This window comes from Pantoea stewartii subsp. stewartii, from assembly GCF_008801695.1.
Lineage (GTDB): Bacteria > Pseudomonadota > Gammaproteobacteria > Enterobacterales > Enterobacteriaceae > Pantoea > Pantoea stewartii.
Window position 1 is genome coordinate 44,957 of the sequence record NZ_VZPF01000027.1, and the last position, 11,491, is coordinate 56,447.

General features: G+C 52.7%; 12 protein-coding genes. 7 read left to right on the plus strand and 5 right to left on the minus strand.

Annotation, left to right across the window (positions count from 1 at the left end):
* Window positions 1-22: 22 nt before the first annotated feature.
* Complete coding sequence (locus tag F7Q90_RS09855) at window positions 23-1,207, minus strand: BaiN/RdsA family NAD(P)/FAD-dependent oxidoreductase (protein WP_006121094.1); 1,185 nt, start codon at window positions 1,205-1,207, stop codon at window positions 23-25.
* A 241-nt stretch (window positions 1,208-1,448) separates the two neighbouring features.
* Here F7Q90_RS09855 and pitA point away from each other — a divergent pair, with 241 nt between their 5' ends.
* Complete coding sequence (gene pitA, locus F7Q90_RS09860; protein WP_006121096.1) at window positions 1,449-2,951, plus strand: inorganic phosphate transporter PitA; 1,503 nt, start codon at window positions 1,449-1,451, stop codon at window positions 2,949-2,951.
* Between the two features lie 36 nt (window positions 2,952-2,987).
* Here the strand turns inward: pitA and uspB are convergent, their stop codons facing one another.
* Entirely contained in the window at window positions 2,988-3,323 is a 336-nt protein-coding gene (uspB, locus tag F7Q90_RS09865) for a universal stress protein UspB (RefSeq protein ID WP_006121097.1), read from the minus strand.
* A gap of 424 nt (window positions 3,324-3,747) precedes the next feature.
* Here uspB and uspA point away from each other — a divergent pair, with 424 nt between their 5' ends.
* A complete protein-coding gene (gene uspA, locus F7Q90_RS09870; RefSeq protein WP_006121100.1) occupies window positions 3,748-4,185 on the plus strand; it encodes a universal stress protein UspA in 438 nt (145 codons plus the stop codon).
* A gap of 64 nt (window positions 4,186-4,249) precedes the next feature.
* On the opposite strand, the gene rsmJ is transcribed toward uspA, so the two are convergent.
* The 3 genes from rsmJ to F7Q90_RS27620 all read right to left on the minus strand — a co-directional run bounded on the left by rsmJ (window position 4,250) and on the right by F7Q90_RS27620 (window position 7,636).
* Window positions 4,250-5,002, minus strand: coding sequence for a 16S rRNA (guanine(1516)-N(2))-methyltransferase RsmJ (gene rsmJ, locus F7Q90_RS09875; protein WP_006121101.1), 753 nt, complete (start codon window positions 5,000-5,002; stop codon window positions 4,250-4,252).
* 7 nt (window positions 5,003-5,009) lie between these two features.
* Window positions 5,010-7,052: an oligopeptidase A gene (gene prlC, locus F7Q90_RS09880; protein WP_006121102.1), complete on the minus strand. Its 2,043-nt coding sequence runs from the start codon at window positions 7,050-7,052 to the stop codon at window positions 5,010-5,012.
* A gap of 455 nt (window positions 7,053-7,507) precedes the next feature.
* Window positions 7,508-7,636 (minus strand): hypothetical protein, encoded by a 129-nt coding sequence (locus tag F7Q90_RS27620; protein WP_257789148.1) that lies wholly within the window; start codon window positions 7,634-7,636, stop codon window positions 7,508-7,510.
* Between F7Q90_RS27620 and F7Q90_RS09885 the strand changes: the two genes are divergently transcribed.
* From F7Q90_RS09885 to F7Q90_RS09905, 5 genes are all read left to right on the plus strand, one after another.
* Window positions 7,575-8,789: a tyrosine-type recombinase/integrase gene (locus tag F7Q90_RS09885; protein WP_237166124.1), complete on the plus strand. Its 1,215-nt coding sequence runs from the start codon at window positions 7,575-7,577 to the stop codon at window positions 8,787-8,789. The two genes, F7Q90_RS27620 and F7Q90_RS09885, sit on opposite strands and share 62 nt — an antisense overlap.
* Window positions 8,786-9,436: a hypothetical protein gene (locus F7Q90_RS09890; protein ID WP_044242708.1), complete on the plus strand. Its 651-nt coding sequence runs from the start codon at window positions 8,786-8,788 to the stop codon at window positions 9,434-9,436. Before F7Q90_RS09885 ends, F7Q90_RS09890 begins: the two co-directional genes overlap by 4 nt.
* A 341-nt stretch (window positions 9,437-9,777) precedes the next feature.
* Window positions 9,778-10,086, plus strand: a complete 309-nt coding sequence (locus tag F7Q90_RS09895; protein ID WP_006121104.1) for a helix-turn-helix transcriptional regulator — start codon at window positions 9,778-9,780, stop codon at window positions 10,084-10,086.
* The gene (locus tag F7Q90_RS09900) at window positions 10,086-10,835 is read left to right on the plus strand and encodes a host cell division inhibitor Icd-like protein (RefSeq protein WP_006121105.1); all 750 of its coding nucleotides are present in this window, start codon (window positions 10,086-10,088) and stop codon (window positions 10,833-10,835) included. Before F7Q90_RS09895 ends, F7Q90_RS09900 begins: the two co-directional genes overlap by 1 nt.
* On the plus strand, window positions 10,828-11,491 hold a 664-nt coding region (locus tag F7Q90_RS09905; RefSeq protein WP_151160888.1), incomplete at its 3' end, for an integrase. The genes F7Q90_RS09900 and F7Q90_RS09905, both read left to right, overlap by 8 nt.

Consider the following 11,491-nt stretch of genomic DNA (forward strand, 5'->3'; position numbering starts at 1 on the left):
GCGTCACTGATGGCGAAGCTCGTTACACGGCCTGCGCGCAAGCCCAGGCCGAGCTCCAGGCCCACTGGAAATTATAGCCTCCCAGCCAGCCGGTCACGTCAACGACCTCACCGATAAAATAGAGTCCCGGCACGTCACGTGCTTCCATTGTTTTAGATGACAGCTGAGTCGTATCCACACCGCCCAGCGTGACTTCAGCGGTACGGTAACCCTCCGTGCCGTTGGGCTGCACCTGCCAGTTGTGCAACGTCTGCACCAGCGCTGACTGCTGCTTGCTGTTCAGCTGCTTCAGCGTGACATCCGGCACCACCTGCATTTCCTGTAAGATTTCGACCAGGCGCTTAGGCAGAATTTTCGCCAGACTGTTTTTCAGACTCAGATTCGGGTGCGCGTCACGCTGAATCGTGAGGAACGCATCCAGCGGCGTGGCAGGCGAGAGATTGACCGAGATAAACTCACTCGGCTGCCAGTAGCTGGAAATCTGCAAGACCGCCGGGCCGGACAGGCCACGATGGGTAAACAGCATCGCCTCTTTGAAGACGGTGCCGTCTTTCGCTTCGATGCTCGTGTCCAGCGCCACACCGGACAGTGTCTGCAGTTGTTCAAGCAGGGGTTTATGCAGCGTAAAAGGCACCAGGGCGGCACGGGTTGGCAACACCGTTAACCCAAACTGCTCGGCCACTTTATAGCCAAACGGTGACGCGCCCAGGCCCGGCATGGAAAGCCCGCCGCTGGCGATGACCAGCTTCTCTGCCTGTACGCTGCTGCCGTTGAGCTGCAGGACGTAGCCCGCTTCATCGCGGGTTACACTCAGGATTTCGCTGCGCAAACGCAGGGTCACGCGCCCCTTTTCACACTCGGCGAGCAGGAGATCGACCATCTGCTGCGCAGACTCATCGCAAAACAGTTGCCCCAGCGTTTTCTCGTGCCAGGCAATGCCGTGACGATTCACCAGATCGATAAAATCCCATTGGGTATAACGCGCCAGCGCTGACTTACAGAAATGGGGATTATTCGACAGGTAGGCGGCCGGTTCGGTATAGAGATTGGTGAAATTGCAGCGCCCGCCGCCTGACATTAAAATCTTGCGGCCCGGCTTTTTGCCGTTATCCAGCAGTAATACGCGGCGACCGCGCTGTCCAGCCTGCGCGGCACAAAAAAGCCCCGCGGCCCCTGCTCCAATCACGATAACGTCAAACTGTTCCACTGCCATTGTCCACCTGATAAAAGAGGGGCAGATTGTAGTGATCTGCCTTCGTTGATGCCAGTGTCAAAAAATTGCCGCAATTATGTCATAATGTAACTTTATAATTTTTAAGGAATTTACGCCTTTAAGCTTACAAAATTGACACTTTTAAGCCGGTTCAGGTCTATATTTTCCTTTCCCAGACCACATATTGTCGCGGATAATGCGCCGCGTTCATGTCCTCCAAAATGGCGTAACGTCTATGCTACATCTGTTTGCTGGTCTCGATCTTAGCACCGGCCTGTTACTGGTTCTTGCTCTGCTGTTTGTATTGTTTTACGAAGCAATTAACGGCTTCCATGATACGGCCAACGCGGTTGCGACGGTCATCTATACACGCGCTATGCGTGCTCAGCTTGCTGTGTTAATGGCTGGGGTATTCAATTTCTTTGGCGTGCTGCTCGGCGGATTAAGCGTGGCTTACGCCATCGTGCATATGCTCCCGACCGATCTGCTGCTCAATGTTGGCTCCGCTCACGGTCTTGCTATGGTCTTCTCCATGCTGCTGGCCGCGATTATCTGGAACCTGGGAACGTGGTATTTAGGGCTTCCGGCCTCCAGTTCTCACACCCTGATCGGCGCGATTATCGGTATTGGCCTGACCAATGCGTTAATGAGCGGGACATCGGTGGTGGATGCGCTTAACATTCCGAAAGTGCTGAATATCTTCCTGTCGCTCATTCTCTCCCCCATTGTCGGTCTGGTGATTGCGGGCAGCCTGATTTTCCTTCTGCGCCGTTACTGGAGCAACACTAAAAAGCGTGCACGCATTCATATGACGCCCGCTGACCGTGAGAAGATTGACGGCAAGAAAAAACCGCCTTTCTGGACCCGTACCGCCCTGATTGTCTCCGCCATTGGCGTCAGTTATTCACATGGTGCTAACGACGGGCAAAAAGGCATTGGTCTGATTATGCTGGTCCTGATTGGCGTTGCGCCAGCGGGCTTTGTGGTCAATATGAACGCGTCGTGTTACGACATCACGCGAACGCGCGATGCTGTGAATCACCTGGAACAGTATTACCAGCAGCACAGCGAATCACTGACCCATATTATCCAGATGGCACCGCCTAAGCTGCCCACGCCGGAAGAAGTCGAACCCACCAGTCCCAAAGAGTTTCACTGCGACAGTGCGCGTGCGCTTCAGGCCGTGCAGCGTGCGCAGGTGCTTCTGAACAATCTGCAAAATTACAACGACTTGTCGGTTGAGCAACGCAGCCAGATGCGTCGCCTCTTGTTGTGTATTTCCGATACGGCCGATAAAGCGGCGAAGCTGCCGGAAACCTCGCCAGAGGATAAACGCTTCCTGGGCAAGCTCAAAGGCGACCTGCTGAACACCATTGAGTACGCCCCGGTGTGGATTATCATGGCGGTCGCACTGGCATTGGGAATCGGCACGATGATTGGCTGGCGCCGTGTGGCCACCACCATCGGTGAGAAAATCGGTAAAAAAGGCATGACGTATGCGCAGGGCATGTCGGCGCAGGTTACTGCCGCAGTGTCCATAGGGATTGCCAGCTACACCGGCATGCCGGTTTCCACGACCCACATCCTTTCGTCTTCCGTGGCCGGCACCATGCTGGTCGACGGTGGCGGACTGCAGAGTAAAACGATCAAAAACATCGCCATGGCCTGGGTTTTCACCCTGCCGGTCTGTATTTTGTTATCAGGTTCACTCTACTGGATAGCGCTGAAGCTCATCTGAGTAAGCAGCACATCAGGGCGACTTCGGTCGCCCTTTTTAATGCCAGATAGCCAGGGCGATCAAACTGATAATGACTAATCCGCACAGCGAACTGGTCAACAAAAACAAGCCTCTTACCCGCTCACACCGGCGAATAAATTCGTCATCATGATGATCAAGATAGCGCCTTGCCCAGATATAGCGGACCAGCCGCACCTGCTTGCCAGGCTGACCATGGGAGGTGAAAAAACCCGCGCCGTCAACATATTGGTATAAGAGGGGATCGCAACCCCGCAGAACCACCAGCAGCGCACGCAACGAAGAGAAATAGCGCGCCATATTTACAAGGCATACCACACAAAGAGCCCAAAAAAGCGCGATAGTGCTGATCATGTCACCCTCCTTACCGGCACCGCAGAACAGTGCAGAACGCGCACCGTGCTGAACAGTCCCTGCAGAATTTGCCAACAACCCCGTTAAGCGATTTGTAGTTTTATTTTTGAATCATCAGAAAAGTAACAGCCATGTGATCAAGGCTGCTTTTTTTAGTTTAGGAGAAATGTTCAATTTTTTACCAGCGAGGATTTTCGTTTTATACGAGTAAAAATCGTTCATCATTGATCTTATTCACAAGCCAGACGGCTTCAGAAGCATTTGTTAACACACAGGGCTATACTTTCAGGTATAACAAAAGCATTGCCTGTATTGCAGGTTACCCATTTTGGTGGCGCTCATCGCCCGTTCGCGCAATGGATTTCGCAGCTGTGACGCGTCTGGAAACCGCTGCCATTCTGAATCTCGTGGAAGGAGTTATATCATGGCTTATAAACATATCCTGATTGCAGTCGATCTTTCGCCAGAAAGTCAGTTATTAGTGGATAAAGCTGTCTCGCTCGCGCGCCCTTACGACGCCAAAATTTCGCTGATTCATGTCGATGTGAATTACTCTGATCTGTACACCGGCCTGATTGACGTCAACCTGGGCGATATGCAAAAGCGGATTTCTGAAGAAACCCATCTGGCGCTGAAAAATCTGTCAGATGCGGCGGGCTATCCCATCACCGAAACCCTGAGCGGCAGTGGCGATCTGGGCCAGGTGCTGGTCGATGCGATTAAAAAATACGACGTGGACATGGTGGTGTGCGGTCATCATCAGGACTTCTGGAGCAAGCTGATGTCATCAGCGCGTCAGTTGATCAACACCGTGCATATCGACATGTTGATCGTGCCACTGCGCGACGAGGATGACGAATAACCCGCACGAAAAAAGCCGGGGCGGTTGACGTGAAGGAACGTCGTCGCCGACCGGCTTGACATGACTACTCCGCGAGCGGCGGATAGATATCGAAGCGGTGGCTTTTCGTGACCACCGCAGACTGCGTACCGACACCGGCCAGCGGTGGCGCATAATCAGGACGTTTCACCACGATACGCTTCTTTGCCAGACGGCGGGCCGGTTCCAGCAAGGCATCCGCATCCTCATCCGCGCCGACTAATGACTGAAACACCCGCATCTCTTTTTTCACCATGGCGCTTTTTTGTCGATGGGGATACATAGGATCGAGATAAACCACATCTGGCGGTGGCGCAATATCGGTGAGTGCCTGAATACTGGAGGCATGAATCAGTGAAAGACGCTCACGCAGCCAGCCACCAATTTCCGCATCCTGATAGCCACGCGCCAGCCCGTCTTCCAGCAGTGCCGCCACCACGGGATGCCGTTCCAGCATGCGCACCCGACAGCCTAAGGCCGCCAGCACAAACGCATCGCGCCCTAACCCGGCGGTCGCATCCACCACATCGGGCAGGTAACTGCCTTTAATGCCGACCGCTTTTGCTACCGCTTCGCCACGGCCACCGCCAAAACGCCGGCGATGCGCCATGGCACCGGAAACAAAATCCACGAAGATGCCGCCCAGTTTAGGCTCATCCCGCTTACGCAGTTCAAGATGCGTTGCGGTCTTTACCAGCGCCAGCACCGCATCGTCACAATGCGTCAGTTGCCAGCGTTCGGCCAAAACAGATAAGGCACCGTCACCGGCGCCTGTTTCATCAAACAAACAAATTTTCACGTACGGCTTATCCCTGAATACCGTAGTGTTCCAGCATGGCATCCAGCTGAGGCTCACGGCCACGGAAGCGTTTAAACAGCTCCATCGGTTCTTCCGAACCGCCGCGCGTCAGAATGTTGTCGAGGAAGGACTGACCGGTTTCGCGGTTAAAAATGCCCTCTTCTTCAAAACGTGAATACGCATCCGCCGCCAGTACATCGGCCCACAGATAGCTGTAATAACCCGCTGCGTATCCGCCCGCGAAGATATGGCTGAACGCATGCGGGAAGCGGCCCCATTCCGGGCTGGGAACCACGGCGACTTTGCTTTTCACTTCGCGCAGCGTCTCCAGGATCTGTGCGCCTTTTTCTGGGTTGAATTCAGTATGCAGACGGAAATCGAACAGACCGAACTCCAGCTGGCGCAGGATGAACAACGCCGCCTGGTAATTTTTCGCTGCCAGCATCTTATTCAGCAGGTCTTCAGGCAGTGGCTCGCCGGTTTCGTAGTGCCCGGAAATAAACGCCAGCGCCTCCGGCTCCCAGCACCAGTTCTCCATGAACTGACTTGGCAGTTCCACCGCATCCCATGGCACACCGTTAATGCCTGACACGCCAGCCGCCTCAACGCGGGTCAGCATGTGGTGCAGGCCGTGACCAAACTCATGGAACAGGGTGATCACTTCGTCGTGCGTGAACAGCGCCGGTTTACCATTGACGGGACGGTTAAAGTTACAGGTCAGGTAAGCGACCGGTTTTTGCAGGCTGCCATCGGCTTTACGCATCTGCCCAACGCAGTCATCCATCCACGCGCCGCCACGCTTATGCTCACGCGCATACAGGTCAAGGTAGAAGCTGCCGCGCAGCTCGCCACTTTCATCAAACAGATCGAAGAAACGCACATCCGGGTGATAAACATCCACATCCGTCCGCTCTTTGGCGGTGATGCCATAGATGCGTTTGACGACTTCAAACAGGCCAGACACCGCACGGGATTCCGGGAAGTAAGGACGCAGTTGCTCATCACTAATGGTGTAGAGGTGCTGTTTCTGTTTTTCGCCATAGTAGGTCAGATCCCAGGGATTCATGGTCTCCACGCCGTACTCTTTCTTCGCGAAAGCACGCAACTGCGCCAGCTCTTTCTCGCCCTGTGGACGTGCGCGGTCGGCCAGATCGTTCAGGAAATCGATCACCTGAGCAGGGCTTTGCGCCATTTTGGTTGCCAGCGATTTATCCGCGAAGGAGTCGAAACCCAGCAGCTGAGCCAGTTCGTGGCGCAGAGCCAGCTCCTCGGCCATAATCGGGCCGTTATCCCATTTGCCCGCATTAGGGCCTTGATCGGAGGCGCGGGTGGAATAAGCACGATACATTTCTTCACGCAACGCGGCGTTATCACAGTAGGTCATCACCGGCAGGTAGCTGGGAATATCCAGCGTCAGCAACCAGCCTTCCTGACCTTTGGCTTCAGCCTGCGCTTTCGCTGCGGCCAGTGCGCTCTCCGGCATGCCCGACAGTTCGCTTTCGTCAGTGATCAGCTTGCTCCAGCCCATCGTGGCATCCAGCACGTTGTTACTGTAGGCAGAGCCCAGCTCAGACAAACGCGCGGCAATTTCGCCATAGCGCTGCTGCTTGTCTTTTTCCAGACCAATCCCGGACAGTTCAAAGTCACGCAGGGCGTTATCGACGGCTTTCTGCTGCGCCTGATCCAGCGTGCGGTAATGACTGCCTTCCTTTAAATCCCGGTAAGCCTGATAGAGCCCTTCGTGCTGACCAACCCAGGTACTGTACTCAGACAGCAGCGGCAGCGTTTGCTCGTAGGCTTCACGCAGTTCCGGGCTGTTTTTAACCGAGTTCAGATGGCTGACCGGCGAAAAAATACGGCTCAGGCGATCGTCGGCTTCTGCCAGCGGCTGGACAAGATTATCCCAGGTGTAAGGTGCGCCGTGCGCTACCACTTTTTCCACCATCGCCCGGCATTCATTTAAAACGTCGGTCACGGCAGGCACCACGTGCTCAGGCTTAATCGCCGAAAACGGGGGAAGCGTGAACGAGGTGAGTAACGGATTAGTCATAGCGCAGTCCTTTAACAATGTGTGGGGCGCGATGAATCGCGCAACGCAATCTTATTAACATGCGGTCTGGAATGCTGAAAATCAATGGTGTAACCGGTCATGAATAGCAGAATAGCGCCAGGCTGGCCTTCCGCCGGCGTTTGGATTAACCATAGCAGAGGATAAAACAGGCTAACACACCGATGGCGTAGAAGGTTTACCCTGTAATCCAGGGCCAGAGGCCCGCTGCCGTGCGCGAAATGCCAGCAATTATTCTTATCTGTCGTTATAATCGGGCCAACTTGATTATTTTTAGCTTCAACCGCGGACATACCCTTTTTTATGTTGAGTTATCGCCACAATTATCATTTATGGTTTTTGTGCTTTCTTATGCTTTCTCTATTTCATTATTTATCAAACACTTAACGCCCAAAACCCACTGTATATTGTTCCAGTGCTTTTTGACGTTTGCGTAGTTATGCGGCAGACTGTGGGGTAATCGGTGGGGTAACAAAATCGGCGTAAACCAGAATGGCATCGACCATAAACAGGCTCAGCGACAGAAAGCTACGATCATTCCTTGGTGTTCCGGCAGAGAAAATCAAAAAAATTTCTGACGGTGCAGGCCTTATGGTCCGCATTACCAAAACTGGATCCGTAACGTGGCTCTATAAATACCGCCTGGGTGGACGTGAGGCTGAGGCTAAGCTGGCTACGCTGGGCCGATATCCTGACCTGAGCCTGTCTAAAGCGCGGGAACTACGCGACCAGTGCCGCCAGTGGCTTGCAGAAGGGCTGGATCCGCAGAGAATGCTAAAGCTGGACAGACAGACCACGCTTAAGCCTGCCACGGTGAGGGATGCGATTAACTACTGGCTGACTGAATATGTTGATGGAAACCTCGTCAACGACACCAGATACCGTGAACGCTTCGATAACCACATCATGCCCCATATTGGCGACATGGCCCTTTCTGACTGCGAAACGCACCACTGGCTGACCTGCCTTGCCCGGACAAAGAAAACAGCCCCCAGCGTGGCCGGGATGCTCCTGCAAATGTCACAGCAGGCTTTTAAGTTTTGCCGGGTGCGACGATTTGCCGTTTACCACGCGCTGGACGGCCTGACGATGCAGGATATCGGGGTAAAGGTGAACAGGCGTAAGCGTGTTCTGTCGAACCGTGAATTACGCGATCTGCTCACCGCCCTGCATAGCGACTTCTTTGCACCCTACTATCAGAACATTATTTTCCTGCTGCTGGCTTTTGGGGCCCGAACGGTAGAACTGAGACTTTCAGAAATCAGAGAATGGGATTTACGGGAAAACCTCTGGACGGTACCAGAGAAACACAGCAAGTCAGGCGAGAAAATAATCAGGCCAATTCCTGACAGACTAATCCCGATGATTACCCGGCTTTTGGAAGAAAACAGGCATACAGGCTATTTGCTGGGCGAAATGAAAAAGAATACCGCAGTTAGCCAGGTTGGCGCATACGTGGCTAAGAGGCTGGGGCACGATGAGCACTGGCGGTTGCACGATCTGCGCCGCACGTTCTCAACCTACATGAATGATTTAGGCATCCCGCCGCACATAGTTGAATTGCTTTTGGGGCATTCTCTGGGCGGCGTCATGGCGGTTTACAATCGCAGTCTGTATCTGCCTGAAAAGCTGGACGCGTTGAATAAGTGGCTTGACCGTCTCGATGTTCTGTCAACTAGGCATGAAAATGTTGTTTTATTAAAGGCTGGTGAAAAATGAAAATGTTTAACAGAAACGCCTATGAGAGATTAGTTGCCCAAAGACTGGTTACTATCGCTGAAGTTGTTAATTCTCTTTATGCAATAAACCCTAACACTAAAACAAAAGACTTGAGCGAAGAATATATTGAAGAAATTCAAGAGACTAGAAAAGCAGTTATCAGAAACATTCGCTATCTAAATATTCGCGTTGCAAGCGTTAATGAAGAAATAAACGCCGATTTAGCTTTTGCTGCTGCGTATGATTATTTAATGGAGGAAATAACACCGGAAGAAATCATTGAAAGAGTTAAAGAGGGGGTTATAGCTTTCCACTATAGCAATGACTGGCAAGAATACATGATGGCATTTGGAGGAAGAACACTTGTCGAACTTGTAGCACAAGTAAGAAAATCAGGTAGAGGTCAACATAGAAAGTCTGATGAAGAAGTTGGCACTTTTAAGATGATGGGGCTTCTTCTACAGCTATTGGCACAAAAACATCCTACAAAAAAGTATGGAAGCTATGAAAAGCCAACTATTTCTGAAATTTATAATGACGTACTTGTATTGATTGAAAACGGTTCTTTGACGACAAAGGGGGTTGGTAAATCAACATTTTCCGCTAAAGCATCGTTAGCCTTAAGAGCTTTGATCGATAATGAATAATAGTAACAAACTCACCGGTTAACTTTTCTCAACTTTCTATATTTCTTCTCATTCTCGCTCATTATGTCTCATTACGTTTCATCAGTGTTCACGGGGGTTCCTGTCCGTTCACTGTCGTTCATGGCATTGCGAGGAAAATTACTGAAATATCAGTAAAATTCACTAGAATAACAATACTTTATAAGCAAGGGCGGGATAGATGTATCAATCCGCATATTTCAATGGATTTGGCTTCTTTCAATGGATTTGATGGTTTTTTTAATAGATTCCATTCTCAATGGAAAGCTGGATAACCAGACAGTATTCTTGCTTCCACGAAACACAGAAACAGTGGAGGCAACATGCCAGAGACCTTATTTACCCCGCCTAACCCGGAGCAGCGCCGCGCCATTCTCGATGAGTACGCTTTCAAATACGACAAGCGTATTCGTGAGGATGAGTGCGGAGAAATTACCAGCCTTTCGCGCTCCAGTCGCTGGAAGATGGAGCAGGAAGGCCGCTTTCCGGCCCGCTGCCATTTTGGCCGCAATAGCTGTGCCTGGCTTCTCTCAGATGTGCTGTGGTGGGTGCGTAACCCGCCTGCTGTCGATAACGTCAACAATCCGTTTGGTCGAAAGGCCGGAGAAATGGGCGGGGAGGCTGCAGCCTGATGGAAATGAAAAACCGCCCCGAAATGCAGGCGGCTAATCAGTACCGTGAGAAGTCTGATTTTAAGCCAGCCAGTGTGAAAACTCCAGTTATTACCGCCAGCGTTGATCCCGGCGTCTGTTCGGGCTATCCGACAATTAGCCCCCTGACCTACGAAAATTTCGGAGGTGAAAAACCAACCTACACGAAAAGTGCAGGTCAGCCCTTTGGCTCGATCCCTTGCTGGCTGGCAGGCGCAGAAAACTTTTCCTTGCCTTATTCTGAAAATGCCTGCTATCTTCTCCCTGTCGCGGCAAAATCCGTGACCGGGCGTAGCAACCCGTGTATGTTACTGGCGACACCAGACGCCATATATAATCGCGTCTTTTTTTGTGTCGACGCCTCAGCGCATCCATTCACAGCGGCTTTGATCCGTACCGTGTCAATGGTGGCGCTGGTGGGGCAGCCTTCGGGCTGGCCGGTTTCCAGTAACGCCGGTATTGCTACCCCCGCCAGCGTCACCGCCCCTTATGAGCGTAGCAACTCAGGCGGTGACAGTTTTAGACTGTTACTGGAGTTCATCGCCATGATGACGATCCCTGTCCAAAATCACCCTAATTTCCGTTTTCGCTTCCTGGCTCTCTGCGCCACCGGCAGCGCCATCATCCACATCGTCGCCCCGTCAGAGCGTGCAGCGCGTGAAATGTCGCCTGCTGGCTTCGTGATAGTCTTTGCAGGCCGTCTGCCCGTTCAGGAGGTGCGCCATGCTTAATCTCCAGACCCTGACCGCCAGAGCGCGTGAACTGCGTGGCAACGTTGTAAGCGCAATCAGCACACGCGGATCACGCACCATGACGCCTGTCTATGACCGCGAAGAACAGCGCAAACTCCGCGAACGCATCCAGCAGACGCAGCCGGAATGGTTGCTGCTCTGGTGGGATATTTCCGTCTGCACTGGCTGGCGTACCAGCGATGTGTGCGCCCTGCGCTACTCCTGCATTAACTGGGAAACCGGACAGGCCACTATCGTGGTTGCCAAACAGACCAAGGCCGCCGAAGCCCGCGCCACCCGAAAAGGCATCGAGATTGTGCGCCAGCAGCGCAAGGACGCCGCACGTCTGGCCGCAGACCATATCGCCTACATGAAGTGGGACAGCGTGAGCTGCGACGAACTGGCCGCTGACATGACCGCCGAGGAACAGGCCATCGTGTTTGAGCTGGTATCCCGGGCTGACGTGAAGCACGACACCAAGCAGCTACCGCCCGGCATCATTAAGCGCCTGCGTAACCGGCTGGAGAGTAATTTCGTTGATGATGACCTGGTGTTTTCACGGAGCCAGATTGAAAGTAACCGTTGTCATTCTCTGGAAGGTAGCGTGACGCGCCAGACCATCTGGAAGAAGCTGCACAGCGTTATGCAGTGGTTCA